16 protein-coding genes and 2 tRNA genes are annotated in these 26,386 nt (G+C 38.1%); 9 read left to right on the forward strand and 9 right to left on the reverse strand.

The features are described from left to right. Positions 1–175 precede the first annotated feature (175 nt). The 3 genes from ACN0TV_RS13795 to ACN0TV_RS13805 form a co-directional block, all read right to left on the reverse strand. The gene (locus tag ACN0TV_RS13795; RefSeq protein WP_417363503.1) at positions 176–1,972 is read right to left on the reverse strand and encodes an ABC transporter ATP-binding protein; all 1,797 of its coding nucleotides are present in this window, start codon (positions 1,970–1,972) and stop codon (positions 176–178) included. Between the two features lie 169 nt (positions 1,973–2,141). Further along, complete coding sequence (locus ACN0TV_RS13800; protein WP_417363504.1) at positions 2,142–3,932, reverse strand: ribonucleoside-diphosphate reductase subunit alpha; 1,791 nt, start codon at positions 3,930–3,932, stop codon at positions 2,142–2,144. Positions 3,933–3,935: 3 nt separating this feature from the next. Continuing rightward, on the reverse strand, positions 3,936–5,210 hold the full coding sequence (locus tag ACN0TV_RS13805; protein ID WP_417363505.1) for a ribonucleotide-diphosphate reductase subunit beta: 1,275 nt from the start codon (positions 5,208–5,210) through the stop codon (positions 3,936–3,938). A 676-nt stretch (positions 5,211–5,886) separates the two neighbouring features. Between ACN0TV_RS13805 and ACN0TV_RS13810 the strand changes: the two genes are divergently transcribed. From ACN0TV_RS13810 to ACN0TV_RS13825, 4 genes are all read left to right on the forward strand, one after another. After that, the gene (locus ACN0TV_RS13810; protein WP_417363506.1) at positions 5,887–8,925 is read left to right on the forward strand and encodes a SusC/RagA family TonB-linked outer membrane protein; all 3,039 of its coding nucleotides are present in this window, start codon (positions 5,887–5,889) and stop codon (positions 8,923–8,925) included. A 19-nt stretch (positions 8,926–8,944) separates the two neighbouring features. After that, complete coding sequence (locus ACN0TV_RS13815; protein WP_417363507.1) at positions 8,945–10,606, forward strand: RagB/SusD family nutrient uptake outer membrane protein; 1,662 nt, start codon at positions 8,945–8,947, stop codon at positions 10,604–10,606. An 80-nt stretch (positions 10,607–10,686) separates the two neighbouring features. Further along, positions 10,687–12,132, forward strand: a complete 1,446-nt coding sequence (locus ACN0TV_RS13820; RefSeq protein WP_417363508.1) for an arylsulfatase — start codon at positions 10,687–10,689, stop codon at positions 12,130–12,132. A 45-nt stretch (positions 12,133–12,177) separates the two neighbouring features. Continuing rightward, positions 12,178–15,534 (forward strand): glycoside hydrolase family 2 TIM barrel-domain containing protein, encoded by a 3,357-nt coding sequence (locus ACN0TV_RS13825; protein WP_417363509.1) that lies wholly within the window; start codon positions 12,178–12,180, stop codon positions 15,532–15,534. A 66-nt stretch (positions 15,535–15,600) separates the two neighbouring features. Here the strand turns inward: ACN0TV_RS13825 and ACN0TV_RS13830 are convergent, their stop codons facing one another. The 3 genes from ACN0TV_RS13830 to ACN0TV_RS13840 form a co-directional block, all read right to left on the reverse strand. Then, on the reverse strand, positions 15,601–16,968 hold the full coding sequence (locus tag ACN0TV_RS13830) for a Gfo/Idh/MocA family protein (RefSeq protein ID WP_417363510.1): 1,368 nt from the start codon (positions 16,966–16,968) through the stop codon (positions 15,601–15,603). A gap of 95 nt (positions 16,969–17,063) precedes the next feature. Further along, positions 17,064–17,813, reverse strand: a complete 750-nt coding sequence (locus tag ACN0TV_RS13835; protein ID WP_417363511.1) for an NlpC/P60 family protein — start codon at positions 17,811–17,813, stop codon at positions 17,064–17,066. A 23-nt stretch (positions 17,814–17,836) separates the two neighbouring features. Further along, a complete protein-coding gene (locus tag ACN0TV_RS13840) occupies positions 17,837–19,012 on the reverse strand; it encodes an acetyl-CoA C-acyltransferase (RefSeq protein WP_417363512.1) in 1,176 nt (391 codons plus the stop codon). Positions 19,013–19,135: 123 nt separating this feature from the next. Here ACN0TV_RS13840 and ACN0TV_RS13845 point away from each other — a divergent pair, with 123 nt between their 5' ends. The 5 genes from ACN0TV_RS13845 (at position 19,136) to ACN0TV_RS13865 (ending at position 23,573) form a co-directional block, all read left to right on the forward strand. Then, positions 19,136–21,184, forward strand: coding sequence for an HD family phosphohydrolase (locus ACN0TV_RS13845; protein ID WP_417363513.1), 2,049 nt, complete (start codon positions 19,136–19,138; stop codon positions 21,182–21,184). 136 nt (positions 21,185–21,320) lie between these two features. Further along, a tRNA-Ser gene (locus ACN0TV_RS13850) sits at positions 21,321–21,404 on the forward strand. Between the two features lie 27 nt (positions 21,405–21,431). Beyond that, positions 21,432–21,506, forward strand: a tRNA-Pro gene (locus ACN0TV_RS13855). A 254-nt stretch (positions 21,507–21,760) separates the two neighbouring features. After that, positions 21,761–23,026: a site-specific integrase gene (locus tag ACN0TV_RS13860; protein WP_417363514.1), complete on the forward strand. Its 1,266-nt coding sequence runs from the start codon at positions 21,761–21,763 to the stop codon at positions 23,024–23,026. 22 nt (positions 23,027–23,048) lie between these two features. Further along, complete coding sequence (locus ACN0TV_RS13865) at positions 23,049–23,573, forward strand: ORF6N domain-containing protein (RefSeq protein WP_417363515.1); 525 nt, start codon at positions 23,049–23,051, stop codon at positions 23,571–23,573. Positions 23,574–23,625: 52 nt separating this feature from the next. Here the strand turns inward: ACN0TV_RS13865 and ACN0TV_RS13870 are convergent, their stop codons facing one another. The 3 genes from ACN0TV_RS13870 to traM all read right to left on the reverse strand — a co-directional run bounded on the left by ACN0TV_RS13870 (position 23,626) and on the right by traM (position 26,364). Further along, complete coding sequence (locus tag ACN0TV_RS13870; protein WP_336070101.1) at positions 23,626–24,492, reverse strand: cation diffusion facilitator family transporter; 867 nt, start codon at positions 24,490–24,492, stop codon at positions 23,626–23,628. An 83-nt stretch (positions 24,493–24,575) separates the two neighbouring features. After that, positions 24,576–25,376, reverse strand: coding sequence for a DUF4138 domain-containing protein (locus ACN0TV_RS13875; RefSeq protein ID WP_417363516.1), 801 nt, complete (start codon positions 25,374–25,376; stop codon positions 24,576–24,578). 10 nt (positions 25,377–25,386) lie between these two features. Next, positions 25,387–26,364 carry a conjugative transposon protein TraM gene (gene traM / locus ACN0TV_RS13880; protein ID WP_417363517.1) on the reverse strand — a complete coding sequence of 326 codons (978 nt, stop codon included), beginning with the start codon at positions 26,362–26,364 and terminating at the stop codon, positions 25,387–25,389. Positions 26,365–26,386 lie beyond the last annotated feature (22 nt).

Below are 26,386 nucleotides of genomic sequence, written 5' to 3' on the forward strand. Positions count from 1 at the left end.
AACCACGAAGGACAAAAAAACTAAAGTTTGTTGTTGAAATTTAGGTTAGTTAGCTAGATATTTTGGCTAGTGGTTAATTTCCCGTTCTTGGATACATTCCTAAGGGCGGGAAATTTTTTTTGTCTACTATCAAAGGATAGCCAAGGGTATTGATTATCTCTGTGATATAAGAGAGCTAGTAATGTTCTTCTCCGTCGTCAAATGTTTTGGCTATTTTTTCGATATTCAGACTCCTGGCCATGGCATCAAAAATGTTTTTATATACGTACTGGTTGGCGTAGATCTCTTCATGAGTTCCAGACTCTGCGACACAACCATTTTCCATTACATAGATATGATCTGCATCTATAATTTGAGAGATACTATGCGATATTATAATAACCGTACGATCTTTTTTGATGGCGTCTAAGCTGTTTTTAATTTGTTCGGTGGAAATGGCATCCAAACTTGCTGTCGGTTCGTCTAGAAAGATGATAGGAGGGTTTTTCAGGAACATCCGTGCGATGGCGATACGCTGTTGTTGTCCTCCGGAAAGTAATAGTGCATTGCTGTCAAATTGTCCAGGCAGTTCCATGATCTGCTTGTGGATATAGGCTTGTTTTGCTGCATGCACCACCTGTTCTAGGGTAGCCTCAGGATTACCATAACGTATGTTGTCTGCTATGGAGCCACTGAAGATGTGGTTTTTTTGAAGTACTAAACCAATGTTATTTCTGATGAATTGTGTGTCATAGTCCTTTAGTGGGACACCATCTAAGTAGATTTCGCCACTTGAGGGCTGGTAAAACTTATCTAGTAAATTAATGACGGTACTTTTTCCTGCACCACTAAGTCCGACTAAGGCTGTAATTTTATTTGGCTGAATTGTAATATTGATTTCCTTAAGTGCTTTTGTGCCGTTTGGGTAGGAGAAGTCTACATTTTTGGCCTCAAATTTTCCTGTGAGAAATTCTGGAATATAGCTTCCGGAGTTTTCAACTTCTTCCTCTGCGTTCATAATCTCAAAATAACTTTCAGAGTAGATCATTGCATCATTCATCTGATCAAATATGCGATGGAGTTGCCCGATTGGTGCGGTGACATTGTTAAACAGCATAATATGAAACATAATCATCCCGATACTCATATAACCTTGCAAAACAAGATAGGCAGTTAGTATAATAATGATTACAGTTCCGATTTGTTCTACAAAGGTTTTGATGCCGTTAAATAGAAATCCGGTTCTCTGGGTCTTAAGCTGGTTATCCGTCATCTCAATCTGAATCGTGTTCTGTTTGTCAGATTCAATGGCTTCGCGATTAAAGGACTTTATAACAGTAATTGATTGTATGATGTTGACAATACCCTGGCTTTTGCTTTCCCTGAATTCACGCATGTTTCTGCGCCATCCACTGAGTGTTTTTGCTTGTTTTATAGTGATATATATATAAATAGGGACAATACACAGTCCTACTAAACCCACCCAAAAATTCGCATTGAACATCAGTACTAGGGCAATAAAGGAATTGGCAAACAAGGGAAGTATATTGATAAAGAAATTTTGGACCAGTTGTGTAAGACTCCCAATTCCTCGATCGATTCTGGTTTGGAGCTTACCCGATTCATTCGAAGATGAGGTGTAGAATGACATGCGGTAGGATAAAATCTTATCAACGATGGTCAGGGCTAGATCTCTAGATACATAGATCCTCAATTTCTCGCCGTAATATTTTTGTCCAAAGGTGATAAAGACATTTACAATCTCCTTGCTCAAGAGTATGATGGAGATGAAAATTAATATATTAAGCCCTTCTTTTAAACCAGCTCCTTCTTGAATTAGCGCATTAACTTCATCTACAGTATACTTGAGGGTTAGTGCATTCACCTGGGCGGTAAAGGAGCCGATCAGTGTTAGAAATAATGCGGCAAAGACCAACCAACCATAGGGTTTGACAAAAGGCCATATATTTTTAAATAATTGTGGTAGTGTCATTTCAATACTGCTGATGCATCCAAAGATATTTAATTCTTATGTAGGAGGAGGGAAAAAATAGAGCCTTTAGTAAATTGAGTACTAAAGGCTCCTGAAAAATTTAAATCAAATTTAAAACAGCGTTAATCAGCAAAATTGCTGCATTGTAATTAACCGTATTAAGTTTCGGCTATGCTTCACAGCTCGCACATTCTTTTTTCTGTTTAAATTTCTGAGCCGCATTCATACTGTGTTGATAGTACAGGGATTTTAGTCCTAGTTTCCACGCAGTGACGTGAATGTTGTTGATCTGTTTCACAGGCATCTCCGGATGTACAATGATATTTACAGACTGGCCTTGGTCAATAAATGGTTGACGTCCGGCAGCTTGATATATAACATCCAACTGATCAATTTCAGAATAGGTTTTAAACACTTCTTTTTCTAGTTCGCTTAAGAAATCTAAATGTTGAACAGAACCATCCATATCTCTGATACTTCTCCATACTTCGATGTCGTTTTGTCCTTTAGACTCTAACAATTCTTCCAAGAATGGATTTTTAATGGTAGTTTTGATTTTAGCGATATCTTTTACATAGATATTGGACCAAATTGGCTCAATTCCTTGTGATACTTGTCCTAAGATAAAAGCAGATGAAGTTGTAGGAGCGATAGCGTTTAAAGTGGCGTTACGTCTTCCGTAACCTTTTAATACTGCCGGCTCACCAAATTTCTCTGCCAGTTCTTTTGATGCTTTATAAGAGCGATCTTGTATGGTTTTAAAGATTTCGTGGTTGAGGTCAAATGCTTTTTGTGAGTTAAAAGGTAACATTCTGGATTGTAAAAGTGAATGCCATCCTAATACACCTAATCCTAACGCACGGTTTTCTTTAGCAAAATTATAAGCTCTTTCCATAAACAGGAAAGTTTGACGATCTTCTCTGTCTTCAGAATCTTTGTATACTTCCAGTTTTTCAATAAACTCGGAGATCACAGCATCCAAGAAGTAAATCATGGTTTCTACCGCGTCTGTATCTTTCCATTTGTCGTAATGCAACACATTAACACTGGATAGGACACATACGAAAGACCAGTTATCATTAGATGGCAACATGATTTCTGTACAAAGGTTGCTGGCATAGATGCGGTGGTTTTTATCCTTATAAGCATCTACACTACCATTATTGGCGTTGTCTGAGAAGAAGATATACGGATATCCCATTTCCGCACGGCTTTGTAATACTTTAGCCCAGAGCGTTCTCTTTTCAACATCACCTCCAATCATATCTTCCATCCACTGATTGCTCACGGTAACTCCATGAGTCAATTGTTGAATTGGATTTCCTTCAGTTCCTATTTCAAGAAACTCCTTAATATCCTTGTGGTCGATAGGTAAGTAAGGTGAGAAACGGCCTCTACGTACCGATCCTTGGCTTACCACGTCTACCATTGATTCAAATAATTGCATGATATGAACAGCACCGGAAGCCTCTCCGTTATTCTTAACAGGAGCACCGCGATGTCTTATTTTACCAAAGTAGCCGGAGGTTCCACCTCCAAGTTTGGACATCATCCCCACCTCAGATTGAGTGTATAGAATGTTCCCCATATCATCATCGATATGAGATCCAAAACAGCTAATTGGAAGCCCTCTTTCTTTTCCGAAATTTGACCAAACTGGAGAGGCCAAGGAAAAGAAACCTTCGGACATATAGTTATAGAACTTATCTGCGTAGCCGTCTATTTTTAGAATTTGTTCGGCGCGATTTGCTATTTCTCGTATCCTAGCTTTTGGAGTAACACCCTCGGTCAAATAACCGGAAGCCAAGAATTGTTGGCTGTGTTCATTCAGCCACTTAAAACCTTCATCACTTGTCTTTGACGTACCGGCTAAAAAGCCTTTACGTGCATCGATCAATTGTTGTGCGTTATTGTCTAAAGTTTCGGTTTGGGGCTGATGATTGAGTGTTTTCTTTTCCATATACTAAAATAAATCGTCACTGGTTATACTTTGTGTTCTTTTGCTATAATTGATAGATCGTTTTACGAAGAAGTCACCGTGCTTAGTGCCGATGATTTCGTCGTCAAACCATTCTGTTTCTGCCAATAATTTTTCGTCAACTTCAAAAACTTCTTTGATACCTATACTTGCTAGGGATTTGTTGAAACGATTTTTGATGAATTCATTAACAACATCTTTTGCTAAGAAATCCAGTTCTCCGTCTTCGAATATCCAATCCACAATTTTACTTTCAGCGGTGAAGGCGTCTTCACATAATTGCTGAATAAGTAGTTCGTATGATTTGTCGAACCATTCAGGATGTTCTTCTTTGATAATATTAATGATGTCAATACCAAAGTCTCCGTGGATTTGTTCTTCCTTAGAAGTAGCTTCCACTACGTTTGAAATCCCTTTAAGCATATTCTTATGCTTATTGAAGGCCATGATAATCAAAAATTGTGAGAATAGAGAAACATGCTCTATAAAAAGAGAGAACAATAAAATTGACTCTGTGTATTGTTTGCTGTCTTCACTTTTTGAATTTTTAAGAGCTGATTCTAAATACTGAACTCTTCTCATGATGACAGGCTTTTTCTTAAGCTCTTCAAATTCCTTATTCAACCCTAGAATTTCTAATAGGTGAGAATAAGCATCGTGGTGTCTTACTTCGCTTTCTGCAAAGGTTGCTCCTACGGATCCAATCTCTGGTTTAGGCATTCTGTGATAGATGTCACCCCAGAATGACTTAACGGCAACCTCGATTTGTGAGATGGCCAACATAGTGTTTTTGATGACACTTTGTTCTACAGGTGTTAAATTTGATTTGAAATCCTGTATATCACTTGTAAAATTAAATTCAGTGTGTATCCAATATGAATGACGTATCGCTGGAACATATTCGTAAAGTTGCGGGTACTCATAGGGTTTCAAATTTACACGCTTCTCGAAGATATTACTTTTTCTACCCTGCGCCTGTTTATTCCTATATATTATATATGCCTTGGCAACATCGTGAAATTCACTTGCCATTAATTTTTCTTCCACCACATCCTGAACTTCTTCTACTGTGGGGATATAATCATGATGTTGCTGACTTCTGTCTAGCAACGCCTGATTTACACTCTCGGCTATGCGATTTGCATCCTCTTCCTGTCCATGACCAATGGCTTCCATGGCCTTGAGGATCGCCTTGCTTATTTTGTTGAGTTCGAAGGGTTTTTGAGTAAAATCCCTCTTAATAATGCGGGTAATTGTCATAACTGAATGGATAAAAAAATTGATTTCAAAACGAATAATGTAAAGGTCAGAATAATTTACGCACAAAACCATAGCCCTTGATTTATGTTCTCAACATTTTATCAACAGTTTTTAAAATATTATATTAATACATTGATTTACAGTTTATTAATCTGTAAAAATAGAAAACACAAACCTTAGAACTTGTGGTGATTTACACCTGGAATTCAGTAGTAAAAATAGCCTCAAATGCAATGGGATCAGGGTGGAGCGCATTATAAATATTTCTAAAAACAATTTTTTTGGAAATAGATGGATTTTGGACTTTTTCTTCACAATTGAAGTGCAATTCCGTCTAAGTGAAGGCGAAATAATTACGCCGCATTTTAGTTAATTTTTAGCATTGTAATTGCGAACTTTTCTTTCTTGTTGTTTCTTTTTAATGATCTTAATAATTTTTTATGTTAATATTGGAAATTTTGTTAGTCTTTTATGTAAAATAGTTAAACGAAATTAACTTAACTTACTTTATGTTTCATTTGAATTTCAAAATCTTACTTTACTCTTGTATATTTATTATTAAATGAAAATTTTAAGACTATATTATTTTGTTTAATAGAAGTATTTTATACTTTTATCCGCTAAATGAAACAAATTTTGTTTTCTAAATCTATTTAATTTAATAAGCTTAAACTTTATGAAAAATAGTTTGACATTAGTAATCTGCTTGTTTTTTGCTTGGATGTCTTTTGGACAGGATCAAACAATAAGTGGTGTAGTTACTGATCAAGAAACCGGGATCCCAATTCCTGGTGCGAATGTTACGGTGCAAAATACAACCCGAGGGGTTGTGACAGATTTTGATGGAAATTATGCCGTTGAAGCTAAAACTGGTGAGGTATTAATCTTTTCCTATATTGGGTATAAGGAACAACAAGTTGTTGTAGGATCTGAAACTGTAGTGAATGTACAATTAAGTATTGCAGCTTCTGAATTGGACGAGGTTGTTGTTGTGGGTTATGGAACTCAGAAAAAGGAAAACTTGACCGGGTCTGTAAATCAAATTAAAACTGAGGAAATTGAGGGGAAAGCTACAACCTCTTTGACCAATGCCTTGCAGGGTGTTAGTCCTGGGCTGACCGTGATTTCTCGTCCTGGTAACGTGGGTAGTGATATGGGATCTATCAATGTTAGGGGGCGTGGGAACTTAGGGAGTTCTAATCCTTTATTTGTAGTGGACGGAATTCCGGTAAGTGCTTCGGATTTTCAACGTATCAACCCTTCGGATGTTGCTAGTATCAGTGTTTTGAAGGATGCTGCGGCATCTGCGATATACGGTTCAAGAGCAGCATATGGTGTGCTTTTAGTTACCACCAAAAAAGGAAAAGATGGCAAAGCAGCCATTAGTTATAACACGTATTACGGTGTGCAAGCCCCTACAAACTTGCCTAATAAACTAGGTTCATATGATTACGCTACTTTGCTCAATGAAGCTAATATGAACGCTGGTAAATCAGCTGTTTATTCTCCTGAAGAAATGGCAATCATAAAAAATGGTTCACAACCTGATTTGTACCCTGATAATGATTGGTACGATTTGGTATATCGTAATTCTGCACCGATGACAGAACACAATATTAGTGTTTCCGGTGGCGGTGATACCCGTTATTTTGTGAGTGGTACCTTTTTCGATCAAAGTTCTTTGATTCCCGGGTCGGAGCTTGATAGATATAGCTTCCGTGCCAATACAGAAAGAGATTTTGGCGATCGCCTTACTGTTGGAACTAATATTTCATTTGTTCGTGAAGATATCGACCGCGCCGGTGCGTTTTCTACCACTGACCTTAACCGTATGACACCACTTACTGTTGCGAGACATTCTGATGGAAGTTGGGGTAGTATAACCGGCGGAAAAGTCAGTAGCGTACTTGCTGAAAATAATCCACTGAGAAGAATCGCAGAGTACGGTTGGCAGTCTAAACAACGTGAGACCTTTATAGGGGCACTTAATGCTAGTTATAAGATTACTGATGATTTGAGTATTCGCGGAATAGGTTCCTATAAATCTTATAACCACCAACAAAATACTTTTGATAACGAGGTGGATCCTATAACTAACTTTCTAACCAAAGAGGCTATTAATTCTACGCGTAAGACACCTAATCAACTAACCTCTCGTTGGGATCGTAGTAATACCTTGATGTTGCAAGCATTTGCAACCTATGAAAAAGACTTTGGAAAGCATTATCTAAAAGCTATGGCCGGGGTTCAGTATGAGGATTCTGATTATGAATACCTGGAGGCTTCTAGAAAATCTTTTCCTTCCAATCAATTAGGAAGTATTAATGGTGGTTCCAATTCAGCTGAAAACTTAGGGAATGCTGGTTTATTGGAAGAGGAAGCTTTTATGTCTGAGTTTGGTCGTATTAACTACAGCTATGACGGAAAGTATTTATTAGAGGCTAACGTTCGACATGATATGTCTTCTCGTTTTAACAGTAAGAATCGTTCTGGAGTATTTCCATCTTTCTCTGCAGCTTGGAGGATTTCTCAAGAGTCTTTCATGGATTCTGTAAATTGGCTTAGCAATTTAAAACTTAGAGCCTCTTGGGGTGAACTAGGTAACGTAAATAACGTGGGGTATTATGACTATTATGATGCCTTAGGTACCGGTACAGCTACAGTTATGGGTGATTCCAGAGTAGATGGTGTATGGCCCAACAAACAAGCAAATCCTGGGTTGACGTGGGAAACCGTTCAAATGACAAACTTTGGATTGGATGCGGGATTGTTTAAAAATGCCTTAAATATTCAGTTGGATGTTTTTGACAAACAAACCAAAGATATTTTACTAAATATCCCACAACCACTAGAGTTAGGAGCAGGGGATGGAATCCCTTCTAACGCTGGTAGTGTGTCTAATAAAGGGATAGAATTCATGTTGTCTTATCGCGGTGAAATTCAAGATTTTAAATATTCCTTCTCTGGAAACTTCTCCAAAATATGGAATAAGATCGAAGATTTACACGGTATGGATGACCAGATTAACAGCTATTGGATCAATAGGGTAGGAGAATCTATCGGAGCTTTCTACATGTACGAAGCTGATGGTCTTTTTGCAAATCAAGCTGAGGTAGAAGCTCATGCTGTGCAAGATGTAGCTACTTCTGCCGGAGATATCAGATACAAAGATTTAAACAATGATGGCGTGATTAACGGAGATGACAGGGCTATCGTTGGTAATGACGTTCCTTATTTTACCTATGGTTTAAATTTCAACGCTTCTTATAAAGGCTTTGATTTTAATATTCAAGGCCAGGGAGTAACGGATGTATTGGTGTATTTAGATAGTGAGGCTTCACAAGCATTCTTTAACGGCTCAGGAGCTAAAGATTACCATCTTGGTCGCTGGACTATAGATAATCCTAATCCTGCTGCGGTATATCCTCGACTTTTACCTAGTGGTGAAAATGCACACAACCAACGTTTGTCTTCATTCTGGTTGTATAACGCCTCTTACTTTAGAATTAAGAACCTAGTTCTAGGGTATACACTTCCTTCTGATGTAACTCAGAAGTTCGGAATTAACAAACTTAGATTCTATGTTTCTGGAAGTAACCTTTTCACAACCAGAAGTGATTCTAGAATGGATGATTTTGATCCTGAGATGCCTTCTTCAAGAGGAAGCTACCCAGTAATGAAGGTGTATTCATTTGGACTTAATGTTAATTTTTAATTAGAAACAACGCAGACTGATGAAACAGATTAAAAAATATATAATAATATCACTTGCTCTAGTGGGAGCAAGTTGTAGCGATGATTTCTTAGACCGTGCACCACAGGATCAAATTTCCAGTGAAACGTTCTGGAAATCTGAAAGTGACGTGGAATTGGCCCTTAATGGATGCTATGCTTATGTAGGCGCTAGTGTTTATGATGCTTATAACGATGCTTATGCTGATAACTCCTATGGGCAATACCCATGGGAAAGTAATGCAACTATTATCAGTGCAGGAACCATCGATGCCAATATGAATGATGGTTATGACTATGCCGGGATTCGTAGATTCAATTATTTCCTGGATAATATTGACAAGGCACCAGTAAGTGAAGATGTCAAAAAACAGTATACAAGCGAAGTTCGTGTGTTGCGTGCTTGGACGTATTTTAACATGGCTAAGAAATTTGGTGCAGTTCCTTTAATTAAGAATTTCTTTATCAACGGAGAAGATGTGGCAATTGCGCCTACAGCAGAATCTGAAGTGATGGATTTTGTGATCAGTGAACTTGATGCTGTTATAGGAAATTTACCTGTTGAAAATGTATTTAAGAGTAGAGTGTCTAAAGCTGCTGCTTTGGCTTTAAAATCAAGAATTCATTTATTTAATAACCAGTTTGCAGAAGCTGCTTCAGCAGCACAGCAGGTTATGGGGCTTGGTTACGAGCTTTTCAAAGTAAGTAGCTTAAGTGCTGCAGATTTAGCTGATGATTATGCTGCTTTTGTAGATTTTGAAACCGCCGAAGAAGAGCAGAAATTCTATCTTGGTTTGGCTAGTTACCAAAAACTATTCTGGGAAGCCAATGAGGGGAATGTAGAAGTGATTATGGAAGTAGAATACATGCCGGAGAGTGCTTATGAATATTCTAGTGGAATTAATACAATTTACCTTGCGGATAATGCCGGAGGTGGATGGAGTTCAGTAACCCCTGTACAGTCTTTAGTTGACTCGTATTGGACTATTGAAGGTGAAGATTTTGTCGAGCCTTCTAAAGAAAGTAGAGCTGCCGCTTATAATAATGGTGATTATTCTGCAGCGTATTTGGAGGAATTTAAAAATAGAGATACCAGATTGTATGCCTCCATTTTATTCCCGGGAGCAATGTGGAATGATTTACAAGACGGCTTCGAATTTTCATGGAATAAAGGAGGTAGTAACATCTCAAAAACCGGTTATAACTATCGCAAAATGGTTGATCCAAGTGAGAGCGCACAAAGCGGACAATATAAGGGACCACAAAACTTCCCGGTTATCCGTTATGCTGAGGTATTACTTACCTATGCAGAGGCTAAAAATGAAGCCTCTGGACCTTCAGGCGAAATATATGATGCCTTAGATGCTATTCGCCTTAGAGCCGGGATGCCGGCGATAGATCGTGCTGCCGTAGCTTCAAAAGATGCGTTAAGATCACTGATTCGCAATGAGCGAAGAATTGAACTTGCAGGAGAAGGATTAAGATGGGATGACATTCGTCGTTGGGGAATCAGCCAAGAGGTGATGACTTCAATTTATAGTATCGATGGTGATTTGGCTCAGGAGAGAAGATATGATCCTAAATACATCAGACTTCCTTACCCACAAACAGCTGTGGATAGAAATCCTAATCTAAAGGATGCCCAAGAGGCCAAAGGATATTAAAACAAAGCATTTTTATTTAAGAAGTTAGCTCGAAAGGGCTAACTTTCTTAAATTTAACACTATACTTAAATCTAATTCCTATGCAGCGTATTGCCATATTTACCAGTATTTTAATGCTCTTCGTTCAGTCTTCGTGTAAAGAAGTGAAGACCACATCTGATGGGATATCAGAGCCTGTTCAAAAGCCAAACATCGTATTTGTTCTGGCAGATGATATGGGTATTGGTGATTTGGGTAGTTACGGGCAGGAGTATATACAGACTCCTAATCTTGACCGTATGGCCGAGCAAGGGATGTTGTTTACTAACTTTTACTCCGGTAGTACTGTTTGCGCTCCATCTAGGGCAAGTCTAATGACAGGAATGCATACTGGTCATTTGACCATTAGGGGTAATGGAGAATTTCCATTGAAACCTTCTGATACCACTATAGCTCAAATTCTTAAATCACAAGGATATCATACTGCTATGTTTGGGAAGTGGGGATTGGGACTTGAAGGGACATCAGGTTCCCCTGAGAAAAAAGGCTGGGATGAATTCACCGGACATCTTCATCACGTAGATGCCCATTTCCAAAATCCAGATTCACTTTGGTCCATAAAGGGGGGTGAGGTTCAAAAGAGTGCCATAGAAAGTGAGGTGTATGCCAATGAAATATTCAACCAAAAAGGGATTGAATTTATAGATCGTCAAAGTAGTGATCACCCTTTTTTCCTTTTTATGTCGTATACCGTTCCCCATGCAGAATTAAGAGTGCCGGATGAGTTTTTAGAACTTTATTTGGATCAGCACGGGAATAGTATTTTTACACCGGAGAAAGCCTGGCCCCAGGGAAGACATTATGGTGGACAGGAGTATCCAAAAGCAGCCTATGCAGCCATGGTGAGCAGTGTTGATGCATATCTGGGAAGATTGTTAGAAAAATTAAAAGACAAGGGACTTGAACAAAATACCTTAGTTATTTTCACTAGCGATAATGGCACTCATATCGAAGGTGGAAGAACTATGGAGGATGTGGCTTTTTTTAATAGTACTGCAGGTCTTAGGGGAGTGAAACGCGATCTGTATGAAGGAGGAATTCGAACCCCGCTTATTGCCTATTGGCCGGGTACCATTGCCAAAGGTAGTACAAGTCCCATAAAAGCGGCCTATTGGGATCTCCTACCAACCTTTGCTGATTTTGCAGGCTATCAAAAGCCTTTAGCTAGTGACGGAATTTCCATCGCAAATACTTTGCTCTCTAAACCACAAGATCTCGATCGTGAATTCTTGTATTGGGAATTCCACGAAGCAGGTGGTAAAATTGCAATTCGAATGGGAGATTGGAAGGTGGTTTGGACACATCTACTCGATGAGAAAACACCGGTCAAATGTGCTGTATTCAATCTAAAGACAGACCCTTCTGAGTCCAATGATGTGGCTAGTCAACACCCGGATATTATTGAAAAGGCATATGCGATTTACAACCAACAGCATCAGAGGGCTGAAATTAAAAAGTTTGAAATTTCAATTCCTGAAGATAAATAGATTGCGTAGCATAAATCATAAATAATCCTAATACAATAACAACAAATGATTCAAAATAAATTCATGCTTCTAGGCTTTTTAATCATGGCCTACAGTGGGATTGGACAGGGATTGCCAAATCCACTTGAACATTATATCGAAAATCCCCAAGTGATATCAGAGAACAAAGAAGACGCGCACGCTACCTTCTACAGTTATAATTCCAAATCGGAAGCCTTGGAAGGAAATTGGAGAGCCTCGGATAATTACCTTATACTTGACGGAACCTGGAAATTTAATTGGACTCGTAAACCTACTGATCGTCCTCTAGATTTTATGACCCAAACCGCTCAGATTGAGCAGTGGGAGTCTATAGCGGTACCAGGGAACTGGGAAGTAGAGGGATTTGGTGTTCCTATCTATGTGAATCATCAATATGAATTTGCAGATTATAAAGCTCCGGTCTCCAAGGATATCAAATTTGTGGACAGAATATACCCGGCGAACCCAGGGCAAGTACCACATGACTATAATCCGGTAGGTTCTTACTTTAAAGAATTCACCCTTGATCCTACTTGGGATGGACAGTCTGTGTTTTTACATATAGGTGCAATGAAATCTGGTGGCTTTGTTTGGATCAACGGGCAGTATGTCGGTTATTCTCAAGGAAGTAAATTACCTGCCGAGTTCAATATCCAACAATATCTCAAACCGGGAAAAAATAATATCGCCCTTCAAATCTTTAGATGGACAGATGGTTCCTATTTAGAATGTCAAGACTTTTGGAGAATTAGTGGAATAGAGCGAAGTGTTTATCTCTACAAGCAACCCAATACCAGAGTCAAAGATTTAGAAATCGTTGCTACCCTGGATGGGGCAAATGAAGACGGTGTATTTGCCTTGACAACTACCTTGCAAAACCACGAATCTAAAAAACGCAAACTAAACCTTAGTTACGAAATTATCGATACTGATGGAACTGTTGTTCAAAGTGGGAGTAAAAAGTTAAGCCTTGGGGCAAATGAAGCTCAGAAGGTGAACTTTGAGGCTGTTTTAGCTGATGTAAAACCTTGGACTGCTGAGACTCCAAATTTATATACCGTTGTTGTTCAAACCAGCGATAAGAAAGCTGTTTTAGAAAGCCTTCCCAATCGCGTTGGTTTTAGAACCGTGGAGATCGAAAATGGATTGTTAAAAGTCAATGGACAAATTATTACATTAAAAGGCGTTAATACTCAGGAGCACAACCCTGAAACAGGCCATGTCATAAGTCGGGAACAAATCTTAAGAGATATCCAACTTTGGAAGGCTAATAATATCAACGCCGTGCGATTGAGCCATTACCCGCAACCGGACATGTTCTATGAGCTTTGTGATATCTACGGATTGTACGTGGTAGATGAGGCAAATATTGAATCACACGGGATGTATTACGGAGAGCACTCTCTTGCTAAAAAACCATTGTGGGAGAAAGCACATATGGATCGTATGCTCAGAATGGTAGCCAGGGATAAAAACCACCCTTCTGTCATTATCTGGTCCATGGGTAATGAGGCCGGAAATGGTGTAAACTTCTTTGCTTCTTACGATGCTATCAAAGCTTTAGATCCACAAAAACGACCTGTGCAGTACGAACGTGCTTATAAGGATGTCGATGGAAATCTTTACGATATGGATACTAATACGGACATCATTGTGCCTCAATATCCTTCACCGAGAACCTTTGAAGCAATTGGTGCTCGTAAAACAGATCGTCCTTTTATTCCTTCTGAATATGCACACTCCATGGGAAATAGTACCGGAAACTTCCAGGACTATTGGGATATTATTGAAAAGCACGACCATCTTCAAGGTGGGTTCATATGGGATTGGGTGGACCAGGCTATCTGGAAGACCAACGAGAAAGGTGAACATTTCTATGCTTATGGTGGAGATTTTGGCGAAAATATGCCCACGGATAATAGCTTCTTAAATAATGGTATAGTGTTTCCGGATAGAACGCCACAACCCGCATTGCACGAGGTGAAAAAAGCTCACGAATTTGTCAATATGAGTTTTATGGGAATCAATAGAGACAATCAGGTTCGCGTTCATATTGAAAACAATTATGATTTTATAAATCTCGAAAGGTTTAGAATCATTGGAATGCTTAAGGCAAACGGAAAAATAATTAAGGAGACTGCTTTTGATGATTTAGATATTGTTCCTCATACTGGAAAACTTATACGCTATTCCTTGGATGGTGTAACATTCGAAGAGAACACTGAATATTACTTAGAATTATCCTTGAGGCTTAAAAACCCTTGGGGCATTTTAGAAAAAGATACGGAGCTGGCTCATGAGCAATTGCTATTAAGTCAAAAAGTACAATGGACTAAGACGCCTTTGCGGAATTCTGAAAAGATTCAAAAAACACAAACCAAACAACAGCTTCAGTTTTCTAATGAAGTCTTTGAGCTTGTTTTTGATAAATCCAAAGGACAAATTATCTCTTATAAATACCAAGATAAGGAGCTTATAAAAAACGGAAATGGGTTGAGCCCTAACTTCTGGAGAGCTCCGACGGATAATGATTTTGGAAATGGAATGCATCGTAATAATATAGAGTGGAAAAGGGCTTCTCTTCAACAAGAACTGAAATCTTTGGAAGTTTCGAAAAACAATATAGGTGGCTATGTGGTAAACGTTGTTTATTTCCTTCCTGGGGTTGAGACTACTTTTGAATCGGTTTACACCATTTTTGGAAATGGAATGGTTCAGGTTCAAAACACTCTTCATGCTTCTGTTTATAAAGCTGATATACCGAGAGTAGGTATGAAAATGCAACTTGAAAAACAGTACAGCCAAATGCAGTACTACGGTCGTGGGCCATGGGAAAATTACATTGACAGAAACCACTCTGCCTTTGTAGGGCTTTACAGCGCTAATGTGAGTGATCAGTATGTTCCTTATGTAAGACCTCAGGAGAATGGTTATAAAACGCAAATGCGTTGGGCTGCCTTTGAAAATGATCAAAAGGACGGTTTGCTTATTGTTTCTTCTGTGAATAATGATAGGAATTTAAGTATGAGTGCACTGCACATGCTTAATGAGGACTTTGATGCCACTCCCGGACTGGATTACAACACCTCTGAGGAGGAGGAAAAGGTTCAGCATAAGGATGATAATTACAGTGACGGAATGCCAGAGGTGAATATCAGTAAACACATCAACGATATTGTAGAACGAGATTTGATTCAACTCAATATTGATTACGATCAAAGAGGGGTTGCCGGGGATAATAGCTGGGGTGCCAAGCCACAGAAAGAATATCAACTTCAACCTGATCGAGAATACAAATACGAGTTTTTCATGGTTCCATTTGAGAATGGAAACCAACAAGTATATGAGGATCTGTTTAAGACCTTATATTCCGTAGACTAAAAATAGTTTACATAAGTCTAATTGGTTGAGTAGCCCCTGGAGTTCTGTGCTTCAGGGGTTATATTTTTATAAATAATCTAATGGATTGGGATGCTCCCAAGGGGCTCTATAGGGTCTGGATAACAAAGTATTAGCTTGGTTGTCATCTGTAAATAAACGCTTGTTGGGATCGTAAATAAGTGGCCGATCAAGTTCCATTGCGAGATTCGCGATAATACAACTTGCAGTAGATATATGCCCTTGTTCGACATCTGCGATTGGTTTACTTCCTTGGTCGATGGCTTTTAGAAAGTCCATCATATGATATCGGGTTGCAGGTGCAGTGTGCAGTTCAATATCCTTTTCTTGAAGATCCTCAGGATATTGTTCTCTTTCATAGGTCACATCTTTTGTGATATGGGTCTTTCCGTCCGTTGAGATAAATTCATATTTCATGACACTGGCCTTTAAGACGCCGTTTTCACCATAAATAAAAAGTGCCCAAGGGTATTCAGGGTCGGTTGGTGTACCCCAAGTGCGATGGTTCCAGACGCAATTGAAATCTTCGTATTCAAAAATAGCAGTTTGGCTGTCAGCAATATTGGAAAAGCCTCCCTTTTGAACATAAATGCCTCCCTGAGATTGTATACGTTTAGGCCATTTAAGATCCAACATCCAGCGCACAGCATCTAGCATGTGGACACACATATCCCCCATGATACCATTGCTGTATTCCATACGGGTTCTCCACCAACGTTTGTGAGGTAGGCCTTTAAAAGGGAGCTTTGGAGCCGGTCCCGACCACATATCATAATCGAAGTAATTTGGAATCTCTTGAATTGTTCGCTCCCCATTGGCACGCATATGATAGTAACAGCACATGTCCACATGGCCGATTTTTCCTAACAGTCCTGTGTCTATGATGTTTTTCTTGGCTTCCACTAGATGGGGTGTGCTTCTTCGCTGGGTTCCCACTTGGACCACTTTGTTGTATTTCCTGGCTGCGTGAACCATGGCTTCCCCCTCCAATACATCCACACTTGTCGGTTTTTGGACATAGACATGGCATCCAGCTCGAAGGGAATCTATGGTATTAAGTGCGTGCCAATGATCTGGAGTACCAATAAGAACAATATCCATCTCTATGGAGGCAAGTAGCTTTCTGTAGTCCGTAAATAGGACAGGGGACTTAGATTGCTTATTTTTTTGCATAACCAGGCTGGCGGCCTGTGACAGCTGGTTCTTATCGACATCACACAAGGCGACTACTTCAACATCGGTAACCTGGATGAGTCTAAAGAGGTCGCTTTTTCCGTACCAACCCGTGCCTATGAGTCCGACTCTTAATTTTTTTGAAGGGTGCATCAAATGTTGTCCGTAAGCACCATAAGTTGCATAAAGTGTGGTTGCTAGGGTAGATTTTATAAAGTGTCTGCGGTTAATGTAAAATGACATGGTGCTTAATTTAGGTAGTAATTTACAAAATACTGTTGTAATGCTAACATGTCAAATTAATTTAAAAATCAAGGCTTATTAGTATACCACTTCACTTATATGATTTTTTTAATCACTCGCAATTTGTGAGAATGACTTCTTGTATCGGTATTAAAAATTCCGGTATGGTCAATCCTGTCTATTCTCACCTTTCCATAGGCGTGAATGATATAGTTGTCCGGCATCATAATGCCAACATGAACAATATTTCCCTGGTCATCATCAAAGAAGGCGAGATCTCCTGCTTCACTTTCTTCTATAAAGCTAAGGGCTTCACCTTGGGTGGATTGTTGCGTGGCTGTTCTTAAAAGGGAATAGCCATTGAGTTTATAGACCATCTGGGTAAGGCCTGAGCTATCGATTCCAAAAGGTGTTTTCCCACCCCATAAAAAAGGTGCATTAATGTAATTCAATGCCGTGTTAACAATATTGGCTTTTGGTTGTTTTCCTTCTATAGTTTCGCCGTCAAAATTTCCAAAGAGATAGGTAACGGCATTGATGTTGCTGCCTAATGTGATAGGTAATAGGTTGTGGTTATCATCGTAGATGAACTCTACCAGGTCACCCGATAGTTTTGGTTTTTGTTTTTGGATACTTTGGTAGATGGGTTGATCAATGAATTTATATTGATTGTTCTCAAGCCATCCTTCAAAATTATCGTATGCCAATCGTATTTTGCTCCAATGCTTTCTTTTTTCTAATACTTTGAAATGATCTCCATATAGTACCTGAGAGCAGAGTTCTGAGGTATGTAATGGTTCATTGCGTAAAGGAATGATACTCAAATGACAAATTCCATATTGCATTTACTAGTTATTTGTAGGGGTAATTAATTTCTTTCTAAGACCATTGCTGAAGCTCCGCCACCACCATTACATATAGCAGCTGCTCCGTATTTAGCATTATTTTGGTCCAATACGCTCATTAATGTAATAAGGATCCTCACTCCGGAACAACCAAGTGGATGTCCGAGTGCAACAGCACCTCCATTGACATTCACCTTGGTGTTGGCAATGTTTAATATTTTCATATTTGCAAGCGCTACAACAGAGAAGGCCTCGTTGAACTCAAAGAAATCGATATCCTCTACTTTTAGATTTGTTTTGGCTAGGGCTTTTGGTAAGGCTTTCGCCGGGGCGGTAGTAAACCAATTTGGTTCCCCGGCAGCATCCGCGTAGCTTAGTATAGTGGCTAAAGGTGTTATTCCCATTTCTTTTGCTTTATCCTCGCTCATTAATACTACTGCTGCGGCACCGTCGTTGATGGTGGATGCATTGGCTGCGGTTACTGTTCCGTCTTTGGTAAATGCGGCTCTTAAGCTTGGGATTCTATCTAATTTTACATTTTTAAATTCTTCATCTTCGGAGATGATAAGTGGGTCTCCTTTGCGTTGTGGAACTTCCACAGGAATGACTTCTTGCTCGAACTTGCCTTGTTCCCAAGCCTTTGCTGAACGCTTATAGGATTCAATGGCATAGGCATCTTGATCCTCTCTTGAGAAGTTGTATTCTGCGGCACAGTCATCTGCACAAACGCCCATGGCATTTTGATCATACGCATCTACAAGACCGTCTTTTTGAAGTCCGTCAATCATTTGGGCAGGTCCGAATTTCGTTCCAGTTCTCATGTGTACATAATGTGGAATCATACTCATATTTTCCATTCCTCCAGCTACAATGATGGAAGCGTCTCCTAAGGCAATAGCTTGAGCAGCTTGCATCACAGCTTTCATTCCACTGGCACAAACTTTGTTGACTGTAGTGCAAGGAACTGTATTTGGAATACCGGCGTAAAGTGCGGCTTGTCGAGCGGGAGCTTGTCCTTCTCCTGCTTGGACAACATTACCCATAAGAACCTCTTCAACCACATTCGGATCTAACGCTATTTTCTCTAAAGCACCCTTTATGGCAAAGGCGCCCAATTTAGGAGCGGGAATGGAAGAGAGTTTTCCTAGAAAACTTCCGATTGGGGTTCTGGCAGCGGAAACTATGACTACTTTATTCATGATACACTATTTTGTTGTTGCGAATTTAAATAATTTAAAAAGATAATCATAGGAAGTTGATTTTAATTAAATGCTAATGAGGAGGCTAATTTTTGTTACATTTGAATAATAATAGCAATTCGAATGAAGAAATTCTTGGATAATCTTTATAAAAATCAATCCCTTATTTACAAAGGTTTTCTCTTTATTTTGACCACAGCCTTGGTGGTGTATATGTTTCCCAAAGGTGGGAAGTTTAAATACGACTTCCACAAGGGGAAGCTATGGCAATATGAAACCTTGTATGCTCCTTTTGATTTTGCAATTCACAAAACGGATGAGGAAATAAAGCAAAACAAAGACGAAATAAAAGCCAATCATCCGGATTATTTTAAATATGATACTGCTATTCGGGATTTGGTATATAATGGTTATGAGGAGAAATTCAACACCTATTTTACCACTGAGGAATTTAGTAATGCAACCCGAAAAAAGATATACTCTAATGGATTGGAGTTGTTAAACCGCATCTATGAAAAAGGTGTGGTTCAAAACACGGATCAATACAAGGGTGATGTTCTGGTCAATGTGGTTCGGGGTAATCAAGAACAAGCCATTCTCTACGGAAGCTTGGTTAAGCTCAATCAACTGGATAGAATGATTTCTGGTTTTTTAACCGAAAGGAATCTTCAGGGTGAAGATGAATTGCTGAAGAGCCTATATTTTGATATCATTCAACCAAATGTCATTTACGATGAGGGTTTGACAAAAATGACCTTAGAACGAGAGTTGGCTAAGGTAACCACTACTAGAGGTAGTGTTGGTAAGGGCAAGCGTATTGTAGCTAAAGGAGAAGTAGTAGAAGGGGAGAAGTATACCATATTGTACTCCCTACAGAAGGAGTACCAATCCAAATTGTGGAATGAGAACAATTACAATTGGATCCTGTTGGGCTACATCATCCTAGTGGGGCTTACCCTGCTTATGCTACTATTGTTTTTGAAAAAATACAGACCCGAGGTCTTTGTCAATAATAACAAGGTCACTTTTATTTTCTTTAATGTTCTGGTGATGATTTTCTTGACCACTACGGTTGTCAAGTTTAATTCGCACTATGTGTATGTGGTGCCTATGTGTATAATGCCTTTGATTCTAAAGGCGTTTTTCGACCCAAGGTTGGGGTTGTTTACTCATGTTTTAACGGTGCTGATATTAGGTTTTATTGTACCCAATAGTTTTGAGTATGTGTTTTTGCAAACAATAGCGGGTATCGTAACCATTCAGACGATCTCCGAACTACATAAGCGGGCGAATCTCTTTATTTCGGTAGGGCAGATCACTTTGGTCTACATCATTGCTTATTTCGCGTTTTACGTAATTCATGAAGGGAACTTCAACAATATGGATTGGGTGAACTTTGGACTATTTATATTAAATGGTTTGGCAACCCTGGCAGCATTCCCATTGATCTATATTTACGAAAAGCTATTCTCTTTAGTTTCTGATGTGTCTCTTTTAGAGCTCTCCGATACCAATGCTAAATTATTAAAGGAATTGTCGGATAAAGCCCCAGGGACCTTTCATCATTCGTTACAGGTGGCTAATTTGGCTGAAGCGGCAGCAAATGAAATTGGAGCAAATTCCATGTTAGTTCGTGTGGGCGCTTTGTATCATGATATTGGGAAGATGAACAATCCTGCCTATTTTACTGAAAATCAAACTACGAGTGTAAATCCGCATAATGAGCTTTCTGCAGAAGAAAGTTCCAGAATTATTATCGCCCATGTTATAGAAGGAATTGAGATGGCTAAAAAGAATAATATTCCTGATAGAGTAATCGATTTTATAAGAACGCATCACGGGACTTCACTGGTGTATTATTTTTATAAACAGGCGATGAATTTAGATGAAAATGTCGACAATGCAGATTTTCAATATCCAGGGCCGATCCCATTTTCAAAAGAAACGGCAATCTTGATGATGGCGGATTCTGTAGAGGCAGCTTCAAAGAGTTTAAAAAACCCTACTTTTACTATGATCAGTTCCTTTGTTGAGAAGATCATAAGTAAACAAATTGAAGAGGGACAGTTCCTGAATGCTAACATTACTTTTAAGGAAATAGAGCAGATAAAAAAGGTGTTGAAGCGTAAATTGACCAATATATATCACCTGAGAATAGAATATCCAGAATAGTATTTCATTGGTTGTTAGGACGCTATTTAAAAGCGGTAAAAATATTCATGAAAATAGTTGTTTTAATCTAATTGAACTACTACATTTGCAACCGCAATTTCAAAGTTGTATGTTCATAATGATATAAGAGAATAAAGGAGAGGTGCCAGAGTGGTAATGGAGCAGATTGCTAATCTGTCAACGCGTAAGTGTTGCCAGGGTTCGAATCCCTGTCTCTCCGCTTTTCTTTCTTCATGAATATAATTTTCGGGGTGTAGCGTAGCCCGGTTATCGCGCCGCGTTTGGGACGCGGAGGTCGCAGGTTCGAATCCTGCCACCCCGACAAATTATAGTATCAATCTATAACAAAAACCTGTTAATCGTATGATTTACAGGTTTTTCTGTTTTTAAGAATATCATAAGAATTGATATGTTTTGATTAAAAACGTCAACAAATCGGATAACAATTTGAAAAATCAAAAAGTGTTGACCAGATTTGTAGCTAACTGTCTGCTAATCGATAAATAAATGTATCTTTATAAGTGATTTGACTTTCGTCTGATAACAACGAATTATTGTTAACTAAAAGACGAAATAATGAAAACATCTTCCACCTTCAGTATTTTGTTCTGGGCGGACTTCTCCAGGGCAAAAAATGACCAAGCATCAATTTACGCAAGAATTACGGTAAATGGTAAACGGGCTACCATCAGTTTAAAACGAAAAGTTTTAGTTTCTGATTGGGATGTCCATAAAAACAGGGCTCGTGGAACTAACCAAAAATCAAGAATCTTGAACAGTTATTTGGATGAAACTTACAATCATCTTTTTAAATGTTATCGCGATTTAATGAACGAGCATAAATTGATTACTGCACAAGTTGTTAAGGCTCGATACTTTGGTAATGACGAAAATAATCGTTCCATTACTGATATTATCAATTACCATAATGAAGATATGGTAAACAAATTAAAGTGGGGAACACAAAAAAATTACTACACTACACAAAGTTATATCTCAAAATTTTTATCGAAATTCTATAAGACCACAGACCTTTACTTACGGGAACTCGATTATCACTTTATCATAAAATTCGAGAAATATCTTCGAGGTTATGTACCCGAAGACCATCAAAAACCAATGGGCAATAATACCGTGATGAAGCACATAGAACGGTTTAGGAAACTGATAAATCTATCACATAAGTTGGGCTGGATAGAACGCGACCCTTTTATCAATTTCAAAGCTAAATTCATTAAAAATGAAAGAGGCTTTTTAAGCCTCGAAGAACTTCAAGAGATAGAAAACAAACAATTTAGCATTCACAGATTGGAATTGGTTAAGGATTTGTTTGTTTTTAGTTGCTATACCAGTTTAAGCTATATTGATGTCATTCATTTAACTGCGGATAATATCTGTATTGGCATCGATGGCGAACTTTGGATTTATTACAAACGAGAAAAGACGACAAAGCCTATAAGAATACCTTTGTTACCAAAAGCGATGCAAATTGTTGAAAAATACAAGAGCAACCGTAAATCAATATCACAAGGAAGTATATTTCCTAAAATCTCAAATCAAAAACTAAACTCTTATTTAAAGGAAATTGCGGATGTCTGCGGTATTAAGAAGAACCTTACTTTCCACATTGCCAGACATACGTTTGCTACAACGGTAACATTGAGTAACGGGATGCCCATAGAGACGGTTTCAAAATTGTTAGGTCACTCCCGAATATCCACTACCCAAATTTATGCAAAGGTCATTGAACGCAAAGTGAGTGATGATATGCAAAAATTAAGGTACCAATTCAATGAGATAGAAAATGAATCTATCTCTAAAGTGGTTTCTCAAAATTCATAATCCCCACTTAATTAAAAATACAATGGAATTATCTATAATAAAAAATAAAATCCATAATATTCAAGGAAACAAAGTAATTCTTGATTTTGACCTCGCAGAACTTTATGAAGTAGAAACCAGAGTGCTTAAACAAGCCGTTAGACGTAACCTTAAACGTTTTCCAGATGATTTTATGTTTCAGCTTTCAAAGGACGAGTGGAAAGAGGTTATCACAAATTGTGATAACCTTCCAGAGAATATCAAATTTAGCCCGACTGCTCCTTTTGCCTTTACTGAACAAGGTGTAGCAATGCTTTCCAGCGTACTTAACAGCGACAAGGCCATTGACGTAAATATATCTATTATGCGTGCATTTGTAGCGTTACGGCAGCATCTTACAGATTATAGCAACCTTAAAGAACATATAGCCCAACTTGAAAAAGAAATGAATATCAAATTTAAGGACATTCATCAGGCATTGAATTATTTATTGCAAAAAGACAAAGTGCAGATTGACCAGCAAAACAGGGAACGAATTGGTTTTAAAACGGATAGGAAAGATTATTAAATTTTTCTTCGGTCATCAGAATAGACAATTTTTATTGATATATTTATTTTTATTAATTCGGTTCAATATGAATTAGTACGTGTCCTAAATTCGGTATTTCTTTTCGTAAATGGTCTTTTAACTTATGAGCAATGTCGTGACCAGATTTTACCGAAATTTCACTATTCACAATTGCGTGTAAATCCACGTGGAATTTCATTCCGGATTTTCTAATAAAACATTTCTCTGTTCCTAAAACACCTTGAACTTCTGTTGATTTTTCTCTAATTTCAATTATCAGTTCGTCATAAAGTTGTTCGTCCATAACTTCTCCTAAAGCTGGACGTAATATTAAATAACTATTATATAAAATAAACGCTGAAGCGAATAATGCAGCCCAATCATCTGCTGTTTCATAACCTTTTCCATATATGATTGCTATCGAAATACCGATAAAGGCCATTACCGAAGTTACGGCATCACTTCTATGATGCCAAGCATCTGCTTTTAATGATGAACTATTTGTTTGTTTACTTTTTTTAATTACAATTTGAAATGAGATTTCTTTCCAAGCTATTATTAGACCTAGCACAATCAAAGTCCAAGATTTCGGGATTTTATGAGGTGTTTGAATGTTTTGAATACTTTCATAGGCGATTATTGTGGCAGAAACAACAAGGAATGTAACAACTCCAAAGGTAATTAATGGCTCAATTTTACCGTGTCCATAGGGATGATTTTCGTCCGCTGGTCGTTTTGCATATTTAAAACCTAATAAAACTAAAAATGAAGCAAAAATATCCGTTGTCGATTCAATCGCATCTGCAATTAAAGCATAAGAATTTCCAAAAAATCCCGCAAGTCCTTTAATTAAGGCTAAAGCAGTATTCCCAATTATGCTGAAATAAGTTGTTCGTATTGCGGTTTGTTCGTTATTCATTCTAATTTTAGTTGTCAATAGATTTGTTATATTTATAACAAAGGTACTTTTTTAATCATAAAAAAAGAGGTGATAAACACCTCTTAAATTTTGGTTTCCAAAATCATTTTCCTGCTCCCTTTTAGCTCCTTCAGCTCCAGCATTAACTTTTCGTTGTCTCCTAAAACAAACTTTGGAACTACATACACAAAGCATTGACTTTCTCCATCAGTAATGGAATATGGCATTTTGTGTTTGTATATCACTTCTTGCTGCAATCTTTGATAAGAGGCTTTACGTTTTTTGTTTCCGTTGGTTCTATATACGTTGAGATAGTCGATTTCAAAATCGATTCCGGACTTGTTTTTAACTTCAATGACCAAATACACTTCAGAAGCATCGTATGCCATTTTTTGCAATTGTACTTTGATGCCTTTTTTGCGTTTGGTTTCAATACTCTCAAAGTTGGATTTTAATAAATACTCGCTGAATTTTTGAAAATGGGTTATTCTATTTGTGTATTCGTTCAACGCTTTAACTTCGGGCTTCTGCTTAATCTTTATTGGAAGCTCGCTACCAATGCTTTCATTTTCGTTGATAAAATAATTCAGTTCTGGAAGTTTTTCAGAATACTTCAGAATATAAGAATAAACGCTACCATCACTTGTAACGGTCAAAAGGTTGCTTTCAGTTCCAGGCTTCGCCTGTAACAATCCAAAATACTGCTCTTTTTCACGATTATAGGTGAATACAAAATGGGAAGCTCCGGTAATTCCCTGTCGTATTGGATTGGGAAAAAATAGGGCGACATTTTTCTTGTCGTTGGCATAAATGGTATCGAGGGGTTGTTGTGCAACTATTGACATTGTACAAATAAATAGTAGTAATGTGACATATGTCTTCATAATAATAAGTTTAGTAATTGCCCATTATTGGCTTACCTTGATATTTGGTTTTAGGAAGCCTTAAAATGAGTTTGTAATTGTCGGTTATTGTAACCTTTACGTTTTTATGGTTGCGTTGGAAAATTTTCTTGAAACCGCTTACTTGTGGAACACCGGTAATGTTGATGTCGTCCACCATATCTCCAACGATTTCATTGGTAACTTCGGCTCTAAAACTGTTTTCGATATAAATGCCTTCGCTATCATCTTGAAAGTCATAGGCTTTCAATTTTACTGGCTGATGATTGATGTTCTCAATGTCTATGATTGTGCGATTGGGTTTAAAATCGACAAATCCGTAAATGGGCGTGTTTTTGGAATAGCGTTGTCCGTAAACGGTAGCGTCCTTTAGCAACCGCATTTGTAAACGATAATTAGTTTTAACCGTCTGTGTGCCATCAACCCGAACATATATAAATTCATCGGTGTTCTTTGAGTTCAAATCATCATTTTCAATGGGATGCGAGGCAAAAAAGAGTTGATGCTCCAAAGCACGTTCTTTGGCTTCGACATTCGTTTCTTTTTCTACAATGGCATCCGTTGTGTCTTTTTCCTTCTTAATAGATGGTTTTGATGGTTTGTATCTGGGATTGATATTTTCAAACGTTCTATCTGAATATCGAATCTGTCCTTGCTGGTAGATGCTATCTACCATCTGCATTTTTTTCTTGTCCAATAAATCAGGGTCATACACGCCTGTGGAATCCAACAGCCGTTCATCATAAATACTTGGTGCATTGGTCTCCCTCACTTCCTTTAAATCGTTTAAGGCATCCAATTTGGAATCGTATTCCTTTTGGTCGTCTTCCAGTTTCGGTACGGGAATTTGATTGTTCTCTATGGTCGGTTCTTCGTCTTCTCCTAATACTAACATTGCATAACCACCTATAAAAAGCAGTATGCATACCAGCACGATGGAAAAGACTATTTTATTTTTTTCTACTTTCATTGTATCTGTTTTTTAATATCCT

The organism is Galbibacter sp. (assembly GCF_048266365.1).
Taxonomy (GTDB): Bacteria; Bacteroidota; Bacteroidia; order Flavobacteriales; family Flavobacteriaceae; genus Galbibacter.